The 21318-nt window shown below is 58.4% G+C and carries 28 protein-coding genes; 13 read left to right on the top strand and 15 right to left on the bottom strand.

The genetic code is table 11. From position 1 onward, the window contains the following. The first annotated feature begins 4 nt into the window (after window positions 1-4). Genes bufB through ACR0CA_RS00130 form a run of 3 tightly spaced genes read left to right on the top strand, consistent with a single transcriptional unit; the run spans window position 5 to window position 2135 of the window. Window positions 5-862, top strand: a complete 858-nt coding sequence (gene bufB, locus ACR0CA_RS00140; RefSeq protein ID WP_480897114.1) for an MNIO family bufferin maturase — start codon at window positions 5-7, stop codon at window positions 860-862. After that, window positions 859-1617, top strand: coding sequence for an HvfC/BufC family peptide modification chaperone (locus tag ACR0CA_RS00135; protein ID WP_480897113.1), 759 nt, complete (start codon window positions 859-861; stop codon window positions 1615-1617). The genes bufB and ACR0CA_RS00135 overlap by 4 nt, the downstream gene beginning before the upstream one ends. Beyond that, window positions 1617-2135 carry a DoxX family membrane protein gene (locus ACR0CA_RS00130; protein ID WP_170770325.1) on the top strand — a complete coding sequence of 173 codons (519 nt, stop codon included), beginning with the start codon at window positions 1617-1619 and terminating at the stop codon, window positions 2133-2135. Before ACR0CA_RS00135 ends, ACR0CA_RS00130 begins: the two co-directional genes overlap by 1 nt. Before the next feature lies 1 nt (window position 2136). Here the strand turns inward: ACR0CA_RS00130 and ACR0CA_RS00125 are convergent, their stop codons facing one another. Genes ACR0CA_RS00125 through ACR0CA_RS00115 form a run of 3 tightly spaced genes read right to left on the bottom strand, consistent with a single transcriptional unit; the run spans window position 2137 to window position 3029 of the window. After that, window positions 2137-2505, bottom strand: a complete 369-nt coding sequence (locus tag ACR0CA_RS00125) for a hypothetical protein (protein ID WP_170770323.1) — start codon at window positions 2503-2505, stop codon at window positions 2137-2139. Window positions 2506-2546: 41 nt separating this feature from the next. After that, entirely contained in the window at window positions 2547-2864 is a 318-nt protein-coding gene (locus ACR0CA_RS00120; RefSeq protein WP_170770321.1) for an ArsC/Spx/MgsR family protein, read from the bottom strand. A 30-nt stretch (window positions 2865-2894) separates the two neighbouring features. Continuing rightward, window positions 2895-3029, bottom strand: a complete 135-nt coding sequence (locus ACR0CA_RS00115) for a hypothetical protein (RefSeq protein WP_269149773.1) — start codon at window positions 3027-3029, stop codon at window positions 2895-2897. A gap of 50 nt (window positions 3030-3079) precedes the next feature. Between ACR0CA_RS00115 and ACR0CA_RS00110 the strand changes: the two genes are divergently transcribed. Further along, the gene (locus tag ACR0CA_RS00110; protein ID WP_008758035.1) at window positions 3080-3286 is read left to right on the top strand and encodes a cold-shock protein; all 207 of its coding nucleotides are present in this window, start codon (window positions 3080-3082) and stop codon (window positions 3284-3286) included. Between the two features lie 76 nt (window positions 3287-3362). On the opposite strand, the gene ACR0CA_RS00105 is transcribed toward ACR0CA_RS00110, so the two are convergent. Continuing rightward, the gene (locus tag ACR0CA_RS00105) at window positions 3363-3635 is read right to left on the bottom strand and encodes a hypothetical protein (RefSeq protein ID WP_170770319.1); all 273 of its coding nucleotides are present in this window, start codon (window positions 3633-3635) and stop codon (window positions 3363-3365) included. 87 nt (window positions 3636-3722) lie between these two features. Further along, complete coding sequence (thyX, locus tag ACR0CA_RS00100; protein WP_480857548.1) at window positions 3723-4634, bottom strand: FAD-dependent thymidylate synthase; 912 nt, start codon at window positions 4632-4634, stop codon at window positions 3723-3725. A 178-nt stretch (window positions 4635-4812) separates the two neighbouring features. Here thyX and ACR0CA_RS00095 point away from each other — a divergent pair, with 178 nt between their 5' ends. From ACR0CA_RS00095 to ACR0CA_RS00085, 3 genes are read left to right on the top strand one after another with little or no spacing between them, the layout of a single operon-like run. Further along, entirely contained in the window at window positions 4813-5241 is a 429-nt protein-coding gene (locus ACR0CA_RS00095) for a VOC family protein (protein ID WP_480897112.1), read from the top strand. After that, window positions 5238-5942, top strand: coding sequence for a DUF1194 domain-containing protein (locus ACR0CA_RS00090; protein WP_480897111.1), 705 nt, complete (start codon window positions 5238-5240; stop codon window positions 5940-5942). Before ACR0CA_RS00095 ends, ACR0CA_RS00090 begins: the two co-directional genes overlap by 4 nt. Then, on the top strand, window positions 5939-6661 hold the full coding sequence (locus ACR0CA_RS00085) for a DUF1194 domain-containing protein (protein ID WP_480897110.1): 723 nt from the start codon (window positions 5939-5941) through the stop codon (window positions 6659-6661). Before ACR0CA_RS00090 ends, ACR0CA_RS00085 begins: the two co-directional genes overlap by 4 nt. Here ACR0CA_RS00085 and ACR0CA_RS00080 read toward each other — a convergent pair whose 3' ends face one another. The 3 genes from ACR0CA_RS00080 to ACR0CA_RS00070 all read right to left on the bottom strand — a co-directional run bounded on the left by ACR0CA_RS00080 (window position 6662) and on the right by ACR0CA_RS00070 (window position 7884). Next, window positions 6662-7159: a MarR family winged helix-turn-helix transcriptional regulator gene (locus ACR0CA_RS00080; RefSeq protein WP_170782692.1), complete on the bottom strand. Its 498-nt coding sequence runs from the start codon at window positions 7157-7159 to the stop codon at window positions 6662-6664. It abuts the gene before it with no gap. A 78-nt stretch (window positions 7160-7237) separates the two neighbouring features. Beyond that, a complete protein-coding gene (locus ACR0CA_RS00075) occupies window positions 7238-7495 on the bottom strand; it encodes a succinate dehydrogenase assembly factor 2 (RefSeq protein WP_331252364.1) in 258 nt (85 codons plus the stop codon). After that, window positions 7492-7884 carry a helix-turn-helix domain-containing protein gene (locus ACR0CA_RS00070; protein WP_170770305.1) on the bottom strand — a complete coding sequence of 131 codons (393 nt, stop codon included), beginning with the start codon at window positions 7882-7884 and terminating at the stop codon, window positions 7492-7494. The genes ACR0CA_RS00075 and ACR0CA_RS00070 overlap by 4 nt, the downstream gene beginning before the upstream one ends. A 91-nt stretch (window positions 7885-7975) precedes the next feature. Between ACR0CA_RS00070 and ACR0CA_RS00065 the strand changes: the two genes are divergently transcribed. Together ACR0CA_RS00065 and ACR0CA_RS00060 are read left to right on the top strand one after the other, a co-directional pair. Beyond that, window positions 7976-9178 carry a pyridoxal phosphate-dependent aminotransferase gene (locus ACR0CA_RS00065; protein WP_480897109.1) on the top strand — a complete coding sequence of 401 codons (1203 nt, stop codon included), beginning with the start codon at window positions 7976-7978 and terminating at the stop codon, window positions 9176-9178. A gap of 16 nt (window positions 9179-9194) precedes the next feature. Then, window positions 9195-9590, top strand: a complete 396-nt coding sequence (locus tag ACR0CA_RS00060; RefSeq protein WP_170788901.1) for a hypothetical protein — start codon at window positions 9195-9197, stop codon at window positions 9588-9590. Here ACR0CA_RS00060 and ACR0CA_RS00055 read toward each other — a convergent pair. Together ACR0CA_RS00055 and ppk2 are read right to left on the bottom strand one after the other, a co-directional pair. Then, complete coding sequence (locus ACR0CA_RS00055) at window positions 9587-10948, bottom strand: MATE family efflux transporter (protein WP_480897108.1); 1362 nt, start codon at window positions 10946-10948, stop codon at window positions 9587-9589. The two genes, ACR0CA_RS00060 and ACR0CA_RS00055, sit on opposite strands and share 4 nt — an antisense overlap. 102 nt (window positions 10949-11050) lie before the next feature. Further along, complete coding sequence (gene ppk2, locus ACR0CA_RS00050) at window positions 11051-11920, bottom strand: polyphosphate kinase 2 (protein WP_480897361.1); 870 nt, start codon at window positions 11918-11920, stop codon at window positions 11051-11053. A gap of 181 nt (window positions 11921-12101) precedes the next feature. On the opposite strand from ppk2, the gene ACR0CA_RS00045 reads away from it, so the two are divergent. Further along, on the top strand, window positions 12102-12995 hold the full coding sequence (locus ACR0CA_RS00045; RefSeq protein ID WP_480897107.1) for an alpha/beta fold hydrolase: 894 nt from the start codon (window positions 12102-12104) through the stop codon (window positions 12993-12995). On the opposite strand, the gene ACR0CA_RS00040 is transcribed toward ACR0CA_RS00045, so the two are convergent. Then, complete coding sequence (locus ACR0CA_RS00040; protein WP_480857560.1) at window positions 12975-13583, bottom strand: carboxymuconolactone decarboxylase family protein; 609 nt, start codon at window positions 13581-13583, stop codon at window positions 12975-12977. The two genes, ACR0CA_RS00045 and ACR0CA_RS00040, sit on opposite strands and share 21 nt — an antisense overlap. Window positions 13584-13737: 154 nt before the next feature. Between ACR0CA_RS00040 and ACR0CA_RS00035 the strand changes: the two genes are divergently transcribed. Together ACR0CA_RS00035 and parE are read left to right on the top strand one after the other, a co-directional pair. After that, window positions 13738-14292, top strand: coding sequence for an NYN domain-containing protein (locus ACR0CA_RS00035; RefSeq protein WP_480897106.1), 555 nt, complete (start codon window positions 13738-13740; stop codon window positions 14290-14292). Window positions 14293-14401: 109 nt separating this feature from the next. After that, on the top strand, window positions 14402-16360 hold the full coding sequence (gene parE / locus ACR0CA_RS00030; protein ID WP_480502643.1) for a DNA topoisomerase IV subunit B: 1959 nt from the start codon (window positions 14402-14404) through the stop codon (window positions 16358-16360). Between the two features lie 7 nt (window positions 16361-16367). Here parE and ACR0CA_RS00025 read toward each other — a convergent pair whose 3' ends face one another. Beyond that, the gene (locus ACR0CA_RS00025) at window positions 16368-17330 is read right to left on the bottom strand and encodes a BRCT domain-containing protein (RefSeq protein ID WP_480897105.1); all 963 of its coding nucleotides are present in this window, start codon (window positions 17328-17330) and stop codon (window positions 16368-16370) included. A 251-nt stretch (window positions 17331-17581) separates the two neighbouring features. Here ACR0CA_RS00025 and ACR0CA_RS00020 point away from each other — a divergent pair, with 251 nt between their 5' ends. After that, window positions 17582-17863 (top strand): DUF1496 domain-containing protein, encoded by a 282-nt coding sequence (locus ACR0CA_RS00020; protein WP_170770289.1) that lies wholly within the window; start codon window positions 17582-17584, stop codon window positions 17861-17863. 18 nt (window positions 17864-17881) lie between these two features. On the opposite strand, the gene ACR0CA_RS00015 is transcribed toward ACR0CA_RS00020, so the two are convergent. From ACR0CA_RS00015 to ACR0CA_RS00005, 3 genes are read right to left on the bottom strand one after another with little or no spacing between them, the layout of a single operon-like run. Beyond that, the gene (locus ACR0CA_RS00015) at window positions 17882-18652 is read right to left on the bottom strand and encodes an alpha/beta hydrolase (protein WP_480897103.1); all 771 of its coding nucleotides are present in this window, start codon (window positions 18650-18652) and stop codon (window positions 17882-17884) included. A gap of 58 nt (window positions 18653-18710) precedes the next feature. Further along, complete coding sequence (locus ACR0CA_RS00010) at window positions 18711-19856, bottom strand: iron-containing alcohol dehydrogenase (protein WP_480897102.1); 1146 nt, start codon at window positions 19854-19856, stop codon at window positions 18711-18713. Further along, window positions 19853-21235, bottom strand: a complete 1383-nt coding sequence (locus tag ACR0CA_RS00005; RefSeq protein ID WP_170770283.1) for an aldehyde dehydrogenase family protein — start codon at window positions 21233-21235, stop codon at window positions 19853-19855. The genes ACR0CA_RS00010 and ACR0CA_RS00005 overlap by 4 nt, the downstream gene beginning before the upstream one ends. Window positions 21236-21318: the final 83 nt, after the last annotated feature.

Here is a 21318-nt window from a genome sequence, read left to right as displayed (position 1 = left end):
AACGATGCTGGACAATGCTATTCGTTCAAACAGACTGCCCGCCGCGCCGGGTGTCGGATATAAGCCCCAGCATTTTCAGCAAATTCTGGATCACGCGCACCCGGTGGCATGGCTGGAAATCCATGCCGAGAATTACATGGGCGATGGCGGACGCCCGCTGGCGCAACTGCGCCATTTGTCCGAGCAATTCCCCATCTCTGTCCACGGTGTCGGCCTGTCCATTGGCGGCGAAACCCCGCTGGACCCCGATCACCTGGCCCGGTTGAAACATTTGGTTGGCTGGCTGAACCCTGCCAGCTTTTCGGAACATCTGGCCTGGTCGACCCATGACAGCCATTTCCTGAACGACCTGCTACCCCTGCCCTACACCGACGCAACTTTGGACCGGGTTTGTGAGCATATTGATCAGGTGCAAGAGGTTGTCGGGCGGCAGATGCTGCTGGAAAACCCCTCCAGCTATTTGGCGTTCGAGGAGAGCACCTGGTCCGAGCCTGATTTCCTACGTGAAATCGCGCGTCGCACGGGCTGTGGCCTGTTGCTGGACGTGAATAATGTTTTCGTGTCGGCCACCAATCTGGATTTCTCACCGCAAGGCTATATCGACGCCTATCCGCTGGACAAAGTGGGTGAGATTCATCTGGGCGGTCACGACGAGGATGAAGACGACCACGGCCACCCCCTGCTGATTGATAGCCACGGGCGCGAGGTTGTAGACCCGGTATGGACGCTGTTGGATTACGTTCTGGACCAATCCGGCCCCAAGCCCGTCCTGATCGAGTGGGATACCGACGTTCCCGACTGGCCTGTACTGCGCGCCGAGGCCGATAGGGCTCAGGCGGCTTTGGACCGCGTTCCGGCATGAGCGTTTCTCAGACAACCTTCCACACGGCGCTTTTGGACCCGTCACTGACGGTTCCCGACGGCCTTGTGGACGCGTCTGAACAACCGGCAGGACGTCGTTTCAGCGTCTACCGCAACAACGTCGCCGTGTCGCTGACCGAGGCAATGCATCAGGCCTTTCCGGTGATTACCAAACTGCTGGGCACGCAGAATATGGATGGTCTGTCAGGTATTTTCCTACGTCAGCATCCTCCGACCTCGCCCATGATGATGTTCTATGGCGAGGCATTCCCCGAGTTTCTGACCGGGATGCAGCAGCTTTCGCATCTGGGCTACCTGCCCGACATCGCTCGACTAGAACTGGCGCTGCGTCAGTCTTACCACGCCGCCGACATCACCCCAGCCCCAGTGGATGCGCTGGCAGTTGCCCCTGATGAGGTGATGCAGGCCACGCTTGAATTTGCGCCGTCGATGCTGGTGATCCGTTCGGAATGGCCGATTTATTCGATCTGGCGTTTCAACACGCTGGAAGGCGCACCCAAGCCACAGGCTGGGGCCGAAGATGTGTTGGTAACCCGACCGGAATATGATCCCGCTCCGCATCTGCTGCCTGCCGGTGGTGCGGATTGGATTGCAGGTATGATGGCCGGCCAAACAATCGGTCAGGCGTTTGAAAACACCTCTGCAACCACCCCCGAGTTTGACCTTGGGGCTACTCTGGCGCTGCTGCTTCAAGGCGGCGCTCTTACTTCTGTGACTATCGAAAGGCTGGCATAATGACTGCCCTGATCTCTCTTCACAATAACGTCCTGGGACGGCTCGACAGTTCGGCCAATTGGCTGACCCCGACCCTGGCGCGGCTTGTTTTTGTTGCTGTATTGCTTGTGTATTACTGGAACTCGGCCACCCTGAAGATTGACGGGTCGATATTCTCGGCGTCAGCCGGTGCCTTTGGCCAGATCTTCCCCAAAGCGGCTGAAGCCGTTTTGTACGACGTCACCCAGATGACCTTTTTCCAGCGCATCGTGATCTTCTTCGGCACCGTGGCCGAATTCGTCCTGCCTGCGCTTCTGCTGGTTGGTCTTCTGACACGCGTTGCTGCCCTGGCCATGATCGGGTTCGTCTGGGTCCAGACCATCGTTGATGTCGCCGGTCACGGCGTGAAACTGGGTGGATTGTTCGACAACGCCATCACTTTGATGGATCAGCGTGTGATGTGGACCTTCCTGTTCCTGGTCATCGTGATCAACGGCGCAGGCCCGATTTCCATCGACCGCGTCCTGCGCTTAAAATGATCTAGAAATGCGCCTTGGGCTCGTCCGGTTTACCTGCGGCCAGCCCGAGGACCCCTGCCACCCCAGCGAATGCGACGGGGAACATGGTAAAGGCATTGAAACCAAACGCGTAATACATGCCGCCTGCTGAGACAAGCAACAATAGCCCCCCAACCAGTGCCCGCGCCTTGGCCATGGCACCACCGGCAATCGCCAGCAGAGGCGCAAGGATCGAGGCCGTCTGGATCAGTTGCGCGTTGTCGACCTGCTCGGCCAACCCGTCGATCTCACCGAACCGGTCGATCAGTTCGACATAGCCATAGCCGACAAAGCCGACCAACATGCCGATTAGCCCGGCAATCACACCCAAAATCATCGCTGCGTTACGCATCCTTCGCCCTCTTGCTTGCGCCCTTGCAGATAAGCATCCGCTCAGCCGACGCCAAGAGCCGCCTTCGTCGCCGCCGTCCAGCCGAGAAAAAGCTCCCCGTCACGCTCGATCAGCGGGCGTTTCATTAAGGTCGGATGATCGCGCAACAGCTCCAACGGTGCACGCGCGCGTTCGTCTTCGCTTAGGCCCCGCCAAGTCGTGGACCGGGTGTTGAGCAAAGCCTCGCCGAAATGTGTAAGAGCCTTTGAGAGCACTGTTTCAGGCACGCCATCAGCGCGGACGTCGATGAATTCAACATCCTGCAATGACTTCAATGCCTTACGGCAGGTGTCACAGTTCTTAAGTCCATATAGACGCATTTTCGGGGGCTTCCTGTGCTTGTGCGAATTTTAGGCAATTTCGCCAACGTGTTCCGGTAATTCTTGATTTTTTACTTCACCGTGCAATGTTGAAAAAGACGAAATACGCAATTCGGGCCGAAGCGTGTGGGCGCGGCGGTGATGAAAGGCGGTGGCGTCAATCACTTCCCCCACCAATTTGTGGGACAACGTGTAAGTAGAAGGAGACACGGGAAATGCCAACTGGCACCGTGAAATGGTTTAATACCACTAAAGGCTATGGGTTTATTGCCCCTGATGAAGGTGGCAAGGACGTATTTGTACATATCTCGGCTGTTGAACGGTCAGGTCTGACCGGGCTCGCAGACAATCAGAAAGTCTCATACGAATTGCAGGACGGACGCGACGGTCGCCAGATGGCCGCCGATTTGAAACCGTTGTAAGGCCCCCTCCCGACGGGAAGACAAAGCAGGGCAACGGCCAATTTCCGGCCGTTGACCAATAATGGTTCGACCAATGTTAACCGCGCGCCGGATCTGCGTCGACGTGCGTGAACCAGTCTTGACCCATCGCAACGATGCAGGACGTGCCGGTCGAATAAGTGACAACCATCGTCCAATCACCTTTCTCGCTAGTCCAGACTTCCATGATCTGCTCAGGGCTGCGCACCCCAGAGGCTGCGCGTTGCGAGCCGAACTGACGTTCCAGCTTGTCATGCAACCGGGACGTCGGCTCACACAGCACCTCAGCAATAGGGGATTTGGCCAAAGCCGGAGCGCCAAGCAACGACATCAAGCACGCGTATCGGATACAGGAAAGAAAAGCCATGAAGCCAGTGTAACAGCTTCATGACAGTACGTATAGACAAACGATATGCATTTAGTTTTCGCGAATGACCGCTTCGAACTCGCGCCATTCGCGGGCGGTCATGCCCGAGGTTTCCTGCGTCACGGCCTCTCCGGCGAGCATCCGCCGCAGGCTGTCGACCATCTGTGCCGACAGATTCACCGCGCCCAGACGATAATCTTCAAAGGCTTTGTAAGCGAATGGCACCCAATCGGCGACGATCTTGCACATCATATCGGCATATACCCGGATTTCGTACTGCGCATGCGGGTCGGCCCGTAAACGCAGGAAGTGGAACAGGTTGTGCAGGTCCACCTTCCAATACCACTGGGTGTAGATATTCGCCGGCAGGTTCATTCGCGCCAGTTCACGCGCCAGACCCTGCTGACCGTCCTGACTGATCATCGCCTCGTAATTGTCATAGCACCGGGCGCTGTCAGCCTTTAGTATCTCCAGAACCCGCGCGGCCTCTTCACCTTGTAATGCTTCGCCCCGACCCTGGTTATTCACCTCGGACTGCGCCGCCACATGGTCGGGCGCGGGAATATAGAACTCCCGATCCAGGATTGAGTAGCGCGCGGAGTATTCATTCACATTCGCCGTCCGGTGCCGGATCCATTGACGGGCCACAAAGACAGGCAGCTTCACATGCAACTTGATTTCGCACATCTCGAACGGGGTCGAATGCCAGTGACGCATCAGATAGCGGATCAGGCCTTCGTCATTCTGCACCGACTTAGTGCCTTTGCCGTAAGACACCCGCGCCGCCTGACAGATCGCGTTATCATCGCCCATATAGTCGATTACGCGCACAAAGCCGTGGTCCAGGACTTGATGAGCGGTGTACAAATGATCTTCCATCCCCGGAGCCACAACACGACGCGTTTGATGCGATTGCGCCCTTTGCGCTTCGATCTCGGCCAGTTGGTCAGAGGACAGCGGCATGAAATTTCCTTTCCATCGGATGAGTCGGCGACCACTATATCTCGGCAATGCAGCGACCGGAACCGCGATATATACGCTTGTTTGTGCATTTTCCAAATTGTGTCCGCCGCGCCTCTCGACAGACTATGTTAGCGCGCTAAGGTGCTTGTCATCACCTGAACAAAAAAAGGAAACCGCAATGGGGCTGACATACCTCCACACCATGGTCCGCGTGAAAGATCTTGAGAAATCCATGGCGTTTTATGAATTGCTGGGCCTCAAGGAAACTCGCCGGTATGACAGTGAGCAAGGACGGTTTTCGCTGATCTTCATGGCGCCTCTGGGGCAAGAAGATCGCCCGATCGAACTGACATACAACTGGGATGGCGACGACGGATTGCCTAGCGATAGCCGGCATTTCGGTCACTTGGCCTACGGAGTCGATAATATCTACGAAATATGCCAACTTCTTCAGGACAATGGCGTCGTGATAAACCGGCCGCCGCGTGACGGGCGCATGGCGTTTGTGCGCTCGCCCGACAATATCTCGGTCGAGCTGCTGCAAAACGGTGACGCGCTTGATCCGGCCGAACCCTGGGCCAGTATGGAAAGCACCGGCCACTGGTGATCCGCTGGCTGACAATCCTGGGACTGGCTGCTCTGGCCAGCCCCCTGCGGGCCGAGACCTGCAGGCTGGCGCTTGCCTTGGCGATGGACATATCGACCTCGGTAGACGCAACCGAAGACACGCTGCAACGGCAGGGCCTGGCCGCAGCACTCGTCGCACCCGAGGTGACCGAGGCGTTTTTCTCGACCCCCATGCCCGTGGCGCTGGCCGTTTATGAATGGAGCGGGCGCAGCACGCAACGCGTTATTCTAAATTGGTCGATGATCCGCACGCGGGCAGACTTGCTGGCAGCGGCGACGACGGTGCAACAGTCGGTGCGGTCCGACAGCGGGTCAGCCACCGCGATGGGATATGCGCTGGCCTTTGGCGCGACATTGATGCAGCAAGCCCCGCCCTGCCTGTTTCAGACCATCGATCTGTCTGGGGATGGGTCGAACAATGACGGGTACGGACCAGACTCGGCCTATCGCCACTTTCCATTTCAGGACATCGTGGTGAACGGGCTGGTCATCAACGCCGCCGATTTCGAGGGTGAGCTGTTCCTGATCCCGTTTTTTGAGAACAATGTGCTGCATGGCCCCGGCGCTTTTTTGGAAGTTGCGCAAGGGTTTGAGGATTTCGAGCGCGCCATGCGCCGCAAACTTGAGCGGGAATTGCAAGGCCTGCAAATCGGCGCGCTATCTGGTGATGCGTTGAAATGATCCGCTACCTTGCCGCTGCCGCAACCCTTTTGGCAACGCCTGCGATGTCTGAGTGCAGGCAAGCGCTGGCCCTTGGGCTGGATGTCTCTGGTTCGGTCGATAGTACCGAATACCGGTTGCAGCTTGGTGGTCTGGCCGCTGCCCTGCAACGACCCGAAGTCAAGCAACTCCTTCTTTCGGGCCTTGGCCCTGCGGTGCGGTTGGCGGTATTCGAATGGAGTGAGCCCAGTCATCAGCGCATGTTGCTAGACTGGACAGAAATCCGATCCGAGGAACAATTGGATGGTATTTCAGACCTGTTGAACTCCGTGACGCGCAGCTCGGCGCCGCAGGGAACGGCGGTCGGATCGGCGATGCAGTTTGGCGCCGGTCTGCTGTCGCAACAACCTGAGTGCTGGAAGCACACGCTGGACCTGTCTGGCGACGGCAAACACAACATTGGACCCCATCCCCGCGAGGCCAAACAGGCGCTGCAAGCCAGCGGGATCACCATCAACGGTCTGGTGATCGGCCCTGATGATGCCAATGTTGGGGACAAGCGCGACGTGCAGATCAGCGAGTTGTCTGCCTACTACAATGCATGGGTCACTCTGGGCCCCGATGCCTTTGTCGAGGTCGCCGTGGGGTTCGAAGCCTATGAGGACGCGATGGCCCGCAAGCTGATCCGCGAGCTTGAAGGCCTGGTCCTGTCCGATGCCGGGCCCTACACCCGGCCCTGATCAGTAAATATAGCGGATCTGGTCCGTCCAGTAGCGTTCAACCCGGCGGAGGGAAGTGGTGATGTCCTCAATCCCTTCCAGCTCCAATACGCCACGTGATTGCAACCCACCTGCGTGGCGCGCGAACAGTTCGGATACGATATCGCGGATCTCACGCCCCCGCGGCGTCAGACGCACGCGCACCGAGCGGCGGTCAATCTCGCAGCGTTGGTGGTGCATATAGCCCATCTCAACCAGCTTTTTCAGGTTGTAGCTGACATTACTGCCCTGATAGTAGCCCCTGCTTTTCAATTCGCCCGCCGTGACCTCATGATCGCCGATATTGAACAGCAACAAGGCTTGCACGGCGTTGATCTCAAGCACGCCGACACGCTCGAACTCGTCCTTGATGACGTCCAGCAGCAGGCGGTGCAGCCGTTCCACCAGCGCAAGCGCCTCAAGATAGCTGGTCATGAAGCCCTTGGCCCCGTGCGCGGAGACCTGCATTTCCATACTCATCCGATCCTCCGATTCAATCGCGCCGTTTCAGGCAGCATGAATCGAAAAACCGAATATTCAGTTAAGCAGATTTCGCCCTTACTTTTGAAAGGTTTGCGCAATATCCGAAATCAGATCTGCGTAGGGATCGGGCGTGGAAACCTGTCCTGTCACCCATTGATACAGGTCCTGATCATTCTCGTGCAGCAGGGCGTCGTACAGGTCCAGCAACGCCTCTTCCATGCTGCCAAGATTGCGATCGGCATAGGCCGACAGGATCAGGTCCATCTCTTTGATGCCCCGGCGCATCGAACGCATTTTCAACCGCTTGATCCGCGTGTCCCGCTGCTCGGTCACTGGACTTGCTCAGCCATCTGTCGCAGACGCTTTTCCAGTTTCGCGGCTCGTTCCGCGCTGGCTCGCATCTCGCCCCGGATCGAGCGTAGCTCGGCCACGATATCCACAAGTTCGGGCATGGGTTCTTCAGCTTCCGAGGGCGCATCCATGCCCTCGCCTTCCCCGGTCAGCAGCCACATGATCGAGACATTGACCATCCCGGCCAGCATCGACAGGCGGTTGGCGCGCGGCTCGGACAGGTCGTTTTCCCAATCCGCGAGGGTTGCTTTTTTCACGCCCAACCTGCGGGCCAGTTGTGACTGTGTCATCCCCGCAGCTTCACGCGCACCTGCCAGACGGTCGCCGAATGTCGCTGAATCCGGGCCGTACCAGTCGTTTTCGTCGTTCATCGGGGTCTCCAATTCCACAATTCATATCGCTTGATCGTCGTTCGGGCGCACCCTATGACAGACAGGTTGATCATTCAAACCGAGGGCCCCCATGAGTTTCCTGTCTGCGACACTGTCACGCGTAAAACCGTCGCCTACAATCGCCATGACGGCCAAAGCGGCCGAATTGAAGGCCGCGGGACGCGACGTTATCGGCCTGAGCGCCGGAGAACCCGATTTCGACACGCCGCAGAACATCAAGGATGCCGCCGTTGCCGCGATTGCGGCGGGCAAAACCAAATACACCGCACCCGATGGCATCCCCGAGCTGAAACAGGCCGCCTGCGCGAAGATGAAGCGCGACCACGGGCTGGACTATACGCCTGCGCAGATCTCGGTGGGCACGGGCGGCAAGCAAACGCTCTATAACGCGCTGATGGCGACGATGAACGACGGCGACGAAGTGATCATCCCTGCGCCCTATTGGGTCAGCTACCCCGACATGGTGCTACTGGCCGGAGGCACGCCGGTTGTTGTGGAAACGACGCTCGAGAACAGCTTTAAATTGACCGCCGACCAGCTTGAGGCCGCGATTACGCCAAACACCAAGTGGTTCATCTTCAACTCTCCGTCCAACCCAACGGGCGCGGGCTATAGCCGGGCCGAACTGAAGGCATTGACCGATGTGCTGATGCGCCATCCACATGTTTGGATCATGTCTGATGATATGTATGAGCACCTGGCTTATGACGGGTTCGAGTTCTGCACCCCGGCCGAGGTTGAACCCGGCCTCTTTGAGCGCACTCTGACTTGCAACGGCGTGTCCAAGGCCTATGCCATGACCGGTTGGCGGATCGGCTATGCGGCGGGTCCGGTCGAGTTGATTGCCGCGATGCGCAAGATTCAATCTCAGTCGACCTCGAACCCCTGCTCCGTCAGTCAATGGGCGGCAGTCGAGGCGCTGGAGGGCACGCAAGACTTTCTGGCCCCCAATGCCGAGACATTCAAACGCCGCCGCGACTTGGTAGTGCGGATGCTGAACGAGATTGACGGTGTATCCTGCCCCACTCCCGAAGGCGCGTTCTATGTCTACCCCTCGATCGCAGGGCTGATCGGCAAGACTACTCCGGCAGGCACGGTGATCTCATCTGATGAAGCCTTTGCCACGGCATTGTTGCAAGAAGCCGACGTGGCCGTCGTTTTCGGGGCCGCCTTCGGTCTGTCCCCAAACTTCCGCGTCAGCTACGCAACCTCGGACGCTGCGCTGACCGAGGCCTGCACCCGCATTCAGCGGTTCTGCGCCGCACTGACCTGATCGGAGGCTTTGAGCCGTGGATTTGCCCGAATATTACTTTCGCGTGCGCGAGAATGGGGCGGCGGTTTTTCGGATCGACACCGAAAACCGCCAACGCCGGATCGAGATGGACCAGATCGCGGTCATCAACATCCGCAACGGTGAGGTCAAGCCGCAGGGGCAGCGCACCCTGACCGAGACCGACCAGGCCGCTATCACGCGTTGGATCGAGGACCGCACAGCCCTTTTGGCACAGCGTGATATGGATGACATTCACCGGGCCGTGGACTACCTAAACCTGACGACTCAGTGGGCGCAGTCCAAAGCGACAGACGCGCAGCTTGAGGATGTCACCGACCGGCTATTACTGGCGATGCACGATCTGCGCAGTGTTCTGGTGCGTAAAAAGGCGGATCGTCTGACCAAAGACTAACCTGCCACCGGGACCGAGCGGACCGACTGCATCCAGAACCGCGCCATCAGTAACACCGCTGCGAAGGCTAACCCAAGCACAAGGCCCAGCCACACGCCGATCCCGTCCATCCCCTGGACAAAGCCGAAGTAATACGAGGCCGGAATCCCCACGACCCAATAGCTGAGTCCTGCCATCACCATTGGCACTTTGGCGTCCTGCAATCCACGCAACAAGCCCAGCGCAATCACCTGCGCGCCATCGACCAGTTGGAACAGCGCCGCCATGGCCAGCAACCCGGTTCCGATCAGCAGGATTTGCGACCGCTGCGGGTCATCCGCCTCCATAAACAGGGAAATCAGCGGCTCGGCGCAGGTCAGGAACAGGATCACGGTCAGCACCGACATCACCAGCGACATCGCCGTCACAGCAATCGCGCCTTTTTCCAGATGTGCCCGGTCTTTGCGGCCCAGCGCATTACCTGCGCGGATCGTGGCCGCGTTGGACAGACCCAGATGCACCATGAACGTAGCCGAGGCCAGATTCAGCGCGATACCATGCGCCGCCAGCGGCACTTGTCCCAGCCAGCCCATCATGATTGCCGACATGGCAAACAGGCTGACCTCGGCCAATGTGGTCAGACCGATGGGCACACCGAGACGCAGGACGCTGAAGAAGAACTCCCAATCCGGGCGCCAAAAGCGCTGAAACAGGCTGTGTTCGGGCAAGACACGCACGGCGTAGATGACCACGAAAACCAGCGAGACAACCTGTGTCACGACCGAAGCGATGGCCGCACCGATCACGCCCAACTCGGGCGCGCCCCAATTGCCGAAGATCAGCGCATAGTTGGTGAAACCGTTGACCACAGCCGCCGTCACAGTGATCCACAGCACGATCTGCGTGCGTTCCAAGGCCGCCAAATAGGATTTCAGGACCATCACGATCAGCGCCGGGAACAGGCCCCAGCCCGCGACCCGCAGATATTGCGCGGCGGTCCGGGCGACCTCGGGGTCCTGATCCAACGCAATCAGGATCGGGTAGGACCACCACAGCAGTGGCATCATCAACGCGGCATAGATCAGCGACAACCACAGCCCCATGCGGGTCGAGCGGCGGATGCTGGTCTCATCCTCCTCGGCGGCGGCGGTGGCGACTATGGGCATCACCGCCCAGCCGAAACCGGCCCCAAACAGAAACAGCACGAAGTAGTAACTACTGGCCAGGGTTACAGCCGCCAGAGCTTCGACCCCGTACCAGCCCAGCATGATGGTATCGGTCAGACCGATAGCAAACTGCGCCAGATGCCCGCCCACCAACGGTAGGCCCAGCACGGTAATGGCCCGGAAATGGCCGCGATATGTCATCACCTTGTTCATCGCCCCAGCCTTATGCCCGGCCCGAGGCCGGGACAAGACCAGATCAGCGAAATTTCAGGATGAGACTCTCGGTCCGGGGCTAATCAACAGCCCCGGATGACCCTAACGCGCATCAGGGTGCAGTGCGCTGCCAAGGATGTGCTCGGACCGATGGATGACGTGATGCGCCTGTCCAACGATCAAGGGATCAGGCTCGCGGACCACATCATGGTTCTTGCCGGGGTAGTCCAGCGTCGACAGGAAATGCCGCATTGTGTTCAGGCGCGCACGCTTCTTGTCGTTCGACTTGATGATGGTCCATGGCGCGTCGGCGGTGTCAGTATAGAAGAACATCGCCTCTTTCGCCTCGGTGTAGTCGTCCCATTTGTCAAGGCTGGCCTTGTCGATCGGCGACAGTTTCCACTGTTTCAACGGGTCCGTCTCGCGGCTTTTGAACCTGCGTTGCTGTTCGGGCTGCGTGACCGAGAACCAGTATTTGTAAAGCTGAATGCCCGAGCGGACCAGCATCCGCTCAAGATCCGGAGTCTGGCGCATGAATTCCAGATATTCGTTGGGCGAGCAGAAGCCCATCACCCGTTCCACGCCTGCGCGGTTGTACCAGGACCGGTCGTAGAACACCATTTCACCAACGGTGGGCAATTCCTGAACATAGCGCTGATAATACCACTGACCCTTCTCTTCCCAGGTGGGTTTGTTCAACGCAACCACTCGGGCCTGGCGTGGGTTCAGGTGCTCCATGAACCGCTTGATTGTGCCGCCCTTACCCGCAGCGTCACGGCCTTCGAACAGCAACACGAACCGCTGGCCGGTTTCTTGCGCCCATATCTGAACCTTCAGCAGCTCAGCCTGCAACTCGGCCTTTTGCGCCTCATAGATCTTGCGCGCCATCTTGCGGCCATAGGGGTACTTGCCGCTTTCAAACGCGTGGCGAATTTTCTCGGGGCTGGGCTCAGCCGGGCCGGTCGTGGGCATCGGAACGCCGTTGGCGGAGGCTTGTGTCTTTTCGATCCGCGCCGCTGTTTCCATGCAATCTCTCCTTGAAAAGCTGTCGGACCCAGTGACTAGCAGAGACCGCCATTTCGCGCTTTGATTGGTATCAAATTGCTGTAACCTTGTGGTTCTGTTTTTGGCTATGGCAGCAGAGGGTTAACGCGTGGACAGCAGATTTGTCGAACTAGACGGACAGCCGTTCTTTCTACGCAGTTGGGGCGATCCCAGCCTGCCGCCCTTGCTGATGCTGCATGGCTTTCCTGAATATGGCGGCACATGGGCTGATCTGGCCCCGCATCTAGCTGAACACTTCTATTGTATTGCCCCGGATCAGCGTGGTTATGGCCAAAGCTGGGCGCCCGAGGGGGTCGGGCACTATACCCTGTCAAAACTGGTCGGGGACATGGCGGCGTTGATCGATATGCTGGGCGCACCTGTCACGGTTCTGGGCCATGATTGGGGGGCCTCAGTCGCCTATGGGCTGGCCATGTTCCAGCCCGAGCTGGTGGGCCGACTGATTATCGCCAATGGCGTCCACCCGGTGCCGTTTCAGCGCGCGATGGCGTCGGGCGGAGCGCAATCAGCGGCCTCGCAATATATCAACGATCTGAGGGCCGAAGACGCCGCCCAAAGATTTTCTGCTGACAATTTCGCGCGGCTCGAGAGGTTCTTTCGGTACGGGATGGGGCTGGATTGGCTGTCGGATGCACAAATGCAGGCCTATCGCACCGAATGGGCCCGGCCCGGCCGGTTGGACGCAATGCTGAACTGGTACCGCGCCTCTCCGCTGGTGGTAGCGAAACCCGGCGAACCGCTGACGAATCTGCCCGAGCTGCCGGTCGAGCGCCTTTTGGTCCGCTGCCCGCATCTTTTGCTGTGGGGATCTGAGGACAAGGCCCTGCTACCCGAGGCCACTGAGGGGCTGGAAGAGTTCGCCCCCGACCTGACCCGCATTGACATTCCCGGCACGGACCACTGGCTGCATCATCAACGCCCCAAGGCGCTGGCGCAGGCCATTCTGAACTGGACCCGAGCCTTAACGGTGTCCCCAGTCTGACGGATCGTCCGAGTTGTTGGGGGACAGCCCCAGAATATCCCCATCGGTGGAACAGCCCAGCCCCAGAACCGTGCGATTGGCGTAAGAAAAATAGGCGCAGACCTGATTGATCTCGAGGATTTCTCCATCCTCCCACCCTGCAGCGTGCAGAGCCTCAATATCACTTTCTGTCAGCTCCGCAGGCGCCTCGGTCAGTTTGCGCGCATAGCCCATCGCCGCGATCTGCGCCGGATCTAGAGGGGCTGTCTGCGGTGTCCGGGCTTCAATCGCGGCACGGATTGCATTGCCTCGGTCAGGGTCAGCCAAAAGCCGCTGCAGGCCACTGAAATGATGCTCGACACAATAGTCGCAGCGGTTGAGCGCGCTGACCCACACGCCCAGGACCTCAAGAAACCATTTCGGGATGGTGTTGGCCGAATGGTGCAAGACATTCTTGTACATCGCCATGTGGCCTTCCATCGAATGCGGGCGCAAGGAATGCACCATCATGATGTTGTCCACATTATTGCCCGGCCCCGTCACCCGCTCATACAGTTTCTTCAGCTTTCCCGAGGCGTCCTCGAACGGTATGGTCTTGATCCAGCTCATTGAAACGATGTCCTTTTTCCTGACAGCCACCGGGCTGCGGCCAGAGTTGCTGATTTCCCTATCAACAATCAACCGGTATTGATAAGAGACTTGGATAGATTGAATTCCAAAACCCATATTCTCGTCTTGCAAGAACGCCACTCAGATATCTAACATGCGCCTGCTTATTACTTGTTTTCTGCTTTCCACCATCGCGGCCCTCTATGCAGCGCTGGACCCAGCCGCGTCGGATTGGGTATTGCTGGCCGCCCCGTGCGCTTTCGGCAGCGCGATATTGATCCTTTGGGGCGGTCTGCAACGCCTCCACACCCCGCGAAAATGGGCGGTTATTGACGGATCAAACGTCATGCACTGGAAAGATGGCGAACCCAGCCTCGAAACGGTGCGCGATGTTGTCGAGAAACTGTCGCAGGCCGGATATACGCCCGGCGTCGTCTTTGATGCCAATGTGGGCTACAAAATATCTGACCGTTATCTGGATCACCGCGCCCTCGCCCGACGTCTGAGCCTGCCCAAAGACCGCGTTCTGGTTGCCCCCAGCGGCACACCGGCAGACCCGCTGGTTCTACAGGCGGCTACCGACTATCGGGGATTCGTCGTATCCAATGACAGATTCCGCGACTGGGCTGAGGATTTCAGCCAAATTCTGCAACCTGAACACACCATACTGGGCGGTTTTAAGAACGAAAAACTCTGGCTTTCGCTTTGATCCGACCTTGGTTGCACGCCGCAATCCGCCCACAACACTTCGCGCCCCTCTTCCCCCGGACCACATCACCTGCCATAATGGGTAAAACCCAAAAACAAGAGCAGCACCGATGCCAGACGATCTGTTGACGCCCAGCGCCACCTCCACATACGACGCCTCTTCGATTGAGGTGCTTGAAGGACTGGAACCCGTTCGCAAACGCCCCGGCATGTATATCGGCGGCACGGATGAGCGCGCGCTGCATCACATGGTGGCCGAGATCCTCGACAACTCGATGGACGAGGCGGTCGCAGGTCATGCCAATCGGATCGAGGTGGAACTGCACGCAGATTACGCCCTGACCGTGCGCGACAACGGGCGCGGCATCCCGATTGATCCGCACCCCAAATTCCCGGACAAGTCCGCGCTGGAAGTCATTCTGTGTACTCTGCATGCGGGCGGTAAGTTCTCGGGCAAGGCCTATCAGACCTCGGGCGGTCTGCACGGGGTTGGTGCCTCGGTGGTGAACGCTCTGTCGGATTCGATGGTCGTACAGGTGGCGCGGGACAAGACGCTGTTCGAACAACGGTTCTCCCGCGGAATCCCGCTGGGTCCGGTCGAAAAAGTCGGCGCGGCCCCCAACCGGCGCGGCACCACCGTGACATTCCACGCCGATGCCGAAATCTTTGGCCACCACAAGTTCAAACCGGCGCGGTTGTTCAAATCCATTCGCTCCAAGGCCTATCTGTTCTCAGGCGTGGAAATCCGCTGGAAGTCCGCCATCGACGATGGCGAAACTCCGACAGAGGCCACGTTCCATTTCCCCGGCGGCCTGTCTGATTACCTCAAAGAGACGATGAACGGCTCGTCCACCTATGCCGAGCAGCCCTTCGCAGGCACCGTGGACTTCACCGAGAAGTTCGGGACACCTGGCAAGGTCGAATGGGCGATCAACTGGACGCCCTCGCGCGATGGGTTCATCCAATCCTACTGTAACACCGTCCCCACTCCCGAAGGTGGAACCCATGTAGCGGGGTTCTGGGCCGCGATCCTCAAGGGGATCAAGGCGTATGGTGAGCTGATCAACAACAAGAAAGCCGCGCAGATCACCCGCGAAGACCTGATCACCGGCGGCTGCGCGCTGGTAAGCTGTTTCATCCGCGAGCCGGAATTTGTCGGCCAGACCAAAGACCGTCTGGCCACGGTCGAGGCGCAGCGTCTGGTCGAGAATTCGGTCCGCGACCATTTCGATAACTGGCTGGCCGCGGACACGAAATCCGCCGGCGCTATACTCGACTTTGTGATACTCCGAGCCGAGGAACGTCTGCGCCGACGGGCCGAGAAAGAGACACAACGCAAGTCCGCCACTAAAAAACTTCGTCTCCCCGGCAAGCTGGTGGACTGCTCTAGTTCAACACGCGACGGGACTGAGTTATTCATCGTCGAGGGCGACTCGGCGGGTGGCTCGGCCAAAATGGGGCGGGACCGCAAGACACAGGCCCTGCTGCCCCTACGTGGCAAAATCCTGAACGTGCTGGGCGCGGCCAGCTCCAAGCTGGGCACCAATGCCGAGATCAACGATCTGACCCAAGCGCTGGGTGTGGGCCTTGGCACCAAGTTCAACGTGGACGACCTGCGTTATGACAAGGTCATCATCATGACCGACGCAGATGTGGACGGCGCGCATATTGCGTCCTTGCTGATGACGTTCTTCTTCACCCAGATGCGGCCCATGATCGACGCGGGCCACCTGTATCTGGCCTGCCCGCCTCTGTACCGCCTGACCCAAGGCGCCAAGCGCGTCTATTGTTTGGACGAGGCCGAGCGCGACGAATGGCTTGAGAAAGGTCTGGGTGGCAAGGGCAAGATCGACGTATCCCGCTTTAAGGGTCTGGGCGAAATGGACGCCAAGGACCTGAAAGAGACCACGATGGACCCAGCCTCGCGCAAGCTGATCCGCGTCACGATTGACGAGGACGAACCCGGAGAAACCGGCGACCTGGTCGAGCGCCTGATGGGCAAGAAGCCCGAACTGCGGTTCCAATACATTCAGGAGAACGCGCGGTTTGTGGAGGAGTTGGATGTTTGAGATAGGGTTATTGTGCCATTAACCGCAGCAACTGGCTTTCAGAAATAAACAACGGGCGCTCCGATTTTAGACGCAATTCTTGTGCTTTACGAATCTTGGTGCCTCGGTTTAGCTCTATCCAATCTCTTGAAGCCTCACCTCCGATTATCAAGAAATCAACTTTACCCGAAACACTTCGAGCCATTCGGGCGCCGTAAGCCTCAAGTTGCTTCTCGAAGATTGATCTGGGATTCGCCTTGAAATTTCCCGTCAAAACGAGAACTGCCCCGTCCAAATCTGCTTCGATGCTTTCAAGGCGCGTTTCCTGATAATTCGCAACTCCGGTAGTTTGTGCGATTCCCGTATCGCCGTAGCAATCACCCACTACATGCCCGATGACTTCGCTAAGTTCGTCAGATTCTTCTTCTGAAACAATGCCGTCGGCAATTGCATCTACGGATGAAACAAGGATCTGCTTAACCCCAACCGTATCTAGTAATGATGGGTTTCGATCAATAAACGATACTATTGCTTCCGCTTCGGCCAAAGTGATTTTCCCATCGCACACAATGCCTCGGCAAAATCCTAGAAAACGGTTGAGTTGGCTCTTTTCGCAGGATTCTTCGATTTCCTTCATACGTATTTCGACAACCGAGTCGATGGACGAATGATCCAAAAGATCGACTCCAAAATCTTCGATAATATCATTTGCATCGCCATCCGTTACGTGCCGAACGAACTCTTCGCATTCTGCAATCAATGGCTCAATTTCGCCAACCTCTAGGTATCCACTTGCCGCCACGCCCTCAAGAAAACCAGTAAAGTGGCAGAAAAACTTTTTGTCGTTGTTACGTTTGTGAATTCGGCCCAACTCTGGGCCGCCATGTGAATAGTTACTCATTGTCAACCTTTGGTATATCTTGAAAAAATCTTCTCCACCTATGTTTGCAGTCCTCCTTATGACAAACAACGCCAAAATAGCAATACTCAACTGTCAGGTGGTCAGTCCTTTCTCAGCGTCTGATAGCCGTCTGCCTTCACGCTAGAGCGCATTCGCTAATTTGAAAATTACATCAGCGATTCAAGGTGGACCAACAACCTCCTTGAACAATGGACACCCCCCTTGCCTAACCCGTTGATCTCGTTCACACTTACCCTCAAGCCGTCATTCAAGAACGATATTTGAGGCTCCCGAGCGTCCAAGACCCATTTGACCCACTGATTTCTCAACGGGAGGACGACATGAAGACACTACCCCTCGGACTGGCCTTAGCCCTGCTGGCCACACAAGCCCCAGCGCAGCAAATGCTCAGCACCGCATCGCCTATTCCGGAAGGTGCCGAGAAGCGGTTTTGCTATTATGAAGGCATGGCCTATTCCGAAGACGCATTTGTTCTGATGGTCGGCGACAACACTGTAACCAGCACCGTCAGTACCGTTCAGGAACGCCTGCTGCGCTGTCATCGTGAAGAGGATGGCTCGCTGAAGTGGAAACCGCAGAGCACATTCTCGACCAACAACTGAACGCGTTGGGTGGGCGTTCTAGCCCACCATTTGCTCCAGCCAATCCGCGATCTGACCTGCTGGCCCCTCCCAGCCGGGCTCGATGAACAGGAAATGGGCGTGGTCTTCAGCTGGCAGGAAGGTGGCTCGCACGCCATAAAGTTCCGCCAGCGCGCGGCAGGTGTTGGGGTTCACGGCCCGGTCCTCGGTTCCGGATACGATCAGCACCGGGCAGTCGACCTTGTCGATATCCACCTTCATCGCGTGGTGGTCGTCGAACATCCAAAAGAACATCTCGAACATCACCCGCCCGCTTTCCGGGCCAAGCTGGTCGAATACCTCATGCTGCTGTGCCTCGGGCAGTTTGTTCAGCGCAAAAGGGGCCATCAGGTCGAAATCGACGCGCATGGGCTGTTTCCAGAACGCCCCGCCCTCCATCAGCGCGCGCGGTACCGCGCGTTCGTCGTCGGTTTCGGGCAGCGTCCCCCAGGCCGCATTCGGGTTGATCAGAACGATGGCGCTGGCCAGGCCCCGAGACGCCACCTGCTGTGCCACCACCCCGGCGATGGCATGACCGAGCAGCACCGGCTTGCTATCCAGCCCCTGCACGAATGCGGCAACGTCATCGGCGTAGTCCATGACGCTGGTGTCGGTCAGGCCGGGATCGGGCTCGGCCTTGGGGTCGCCGTCATGGTAGCGCAGCGCAGGGGTGTGAACCGTCCAGCCGCGCGCGCGGAAGAAGCCCGCGTAATCCTCCATACACCACGGCCCGGCAAAGGCCCCGTGGATCAGAACAATCTCTTTGGTCATGAAAATCTCCCTCACCTGCGCGCAGTATGCGGGGTGAGGGAGCAGGTCCGCAACCCTGCTACAGCGCGGCTTTGAACAGCGCGGTCAGGTTGTCTTCGGTCAGTTCGATGGGGTTGCCACCACAAGACGGGTCGATGATCGCGCCTTTGACCAGTTCAGGGATCGACGCCTCGGTCACGCCCAGTTCAGACAAGGTACGGGGGATGCCCAGCATGTCGTTGAAGGATTGGACAAAGGCGCGGAAGCCGTCAAAGCCATCTTTGATTCCCAGATAGTCGGCGGCATGCTGGAACCGGTCCGCGATAACGGGCGCGTTGAAATCCAGCACGGCGGGCATACAGACCGCGTTGGTGGTGCCGTGATGGGTGTTGAACACCGCGCCAATCGGATGGCTCATCGCGTGGATCGCGCCGAGGCCCTTTTGGAACGCCGTCGCGCCCATTGCCGCCGCGCTCATCATCTGAGCACGAGCCTCGATATCGGTGCCGTCCGCATAAGCCCTGGGCAGGTAGTCCTTGACCAGCCGCATCCCTTCCAGCGCGATGCCTTGGCTCATGGGGTGATAATGCGGGCTCGAGAACGCCTCGACACAATGGGCAAACGCATCCAGGCCGGTGCCCGCGGTGATGAATTGGGGCATCCCGACGGTCAGTTCGGGGTCACAGATCACGACAGTTGGCAGAACTTTGGGGTGGAAGATAATCTTCTTCGCGTGCGTTTCCGAGTTGGTAATGACGCTGGCCCGCCCCACCTCGGACCCGGTTCCGGCAGTGGTCGGCACAGCGATGATCGGCGCTATGGCATCGGCATCGGCACGCGTCCACCAATCGCCGATATCCTCAAAATCCCAGACGGGGCGCGTCTGGCCACACATGAAGGCAACCATCTTGCCAAGATCAAGCCCCGAGCCACCGCCAAAGGCAATCACCCCGTCATGACCGCCCGCATTATAGGCGGCAACCCCTGCTTCGAGGTTCTTTTCATTGGGGTTCGGGTCCACTTCGCTGAACAGCCCTCGTCCCAGCCCTGCGACCTCGAGGATATCCAGAGTGGCCGTGGTGATTGGCAGATCGGCCAACCCCTTGTCCGTCACCAATAAGGGGCGTTTCATCCCAGCCGCCGCGCAGGCCTCGGGCAATTCCTTGATCCGGCCAGCGCCGAACTTGATCGCGGTCGGGTAGGACCAGTTTCCAACAAGGCTCATGATGTCACCTTTTTCAGATGGTAGGATTTTGGACGTGTGAGGTTGTGATAGCCGATGACCGACAATCCGCCTCCGCGTCCGGTATTCTTGCAGCCGGTCCAGCACAGACCCGGGTCCAGATAATCCGCCCGGTTCATGAACACGGTGCCGGTTTCGATCCGGTCGCCCACCCGCGCCGCGCGATCCACGTCACGGGTCCAGAGGCTGGCAGTCAGGCCAAACTCGCTATCATTCATATGCCCGATGGCTTCTTCGTCCGAGGACACTTTCATGATGCCCACAACCGGGCCGAAGCTCTCATCCCGCATCACGCGCATGTCATGGGTGACATTGGTCAGGATCTGTGGGGTCAGATAGGCTCCCCCATCATCCTCAGCGAAGGTCTCGATATGGGGAACGGCACCATCCGCGACAGCCTCGGCAATCTGCGCGCGCACCTCATCAGCAAAGCGGACGTTGGCCATCGGGCCAATCGTCGTCTCAGCGTCAAGCGGATTGCCCAGCTTATAGCCTTTCACCACCTCAACCGCTTTGGCAACGAAGGCGTCATAGAGGCTTTCATGCACATAAATCCGTTCGATCCCGCAGCAGCACTGGCCCGAGTTGAACATGGCCCCGTCGATCAGCGTATCGACCGCCGCATCCAGATCGGCATCCTCCATGACGTAGCCCGGATCCTTGCCACCCAACTCGGTACCAACGCCGGTAAAGGTGCCCGCCGCAGCGCGTTCCATCGCCTGTCCGCCGCCGACCGAGCCGGTAAAGTTTACGAAATCAAACGCCTTGCCAGCGATCAGATCATTGGTCACGTCATGGCTGAGGAACACGTTCTGGAACACATCCGCGGGCACTCCCGACGCATGGAACGCCTGCGCCATACGCTCACCCACCAGCAAGGTTTGTGTGGCGTGTTTCAGCACCACCGCATTGCCCGCAATCAGCGCAGGTGCCACCGTGTTGATCGCCGTCATATAGGGGTAATTCCAAGGCGCCACCACAAAAACGACCCCATGCGGAATACGCTTGATATAGCGTTTGAAGGTCTCATCCTCACCCACAGCGATATCGGCCAGAGCGTCTGAGGCAATTTCGGCCATATGACTTGCACGTTCATTGAACCCGCCAAACTCACCGCCATAGCGCACCGGCCGGCCCATCATATGCGCAAGCTCTGGCACGATCTCGTCATTCATCGCCCCCACAGCGGCCACACCTGCCATTACAAGATCAATCCGCTCCTGCAACGGCCGCGCCGCCCACTCCACCTGCGCCGCACGGGCCCGCGCGGCGGACTTTAAAGCCGCCTCAGCCGACAACACTTCACGCTCCGCAAAAACCGATCCGTCAATCGGCGAGACACATTGCAACATCTGCCCCATTTTCACTCCATTTTCGAAAGAAACAGGATCCCTGCTTCATCTGGCCCAAAATATCCCGGGGAGCGCGAGGGGCTGGCTCCTCG

The sequence above is a fragment of the Ruegeria sp. F12 genome (assembly GCF_056533885.1).
This window is presented reverse-complemented; position numbering and strand designations above follow the sequence as displayed.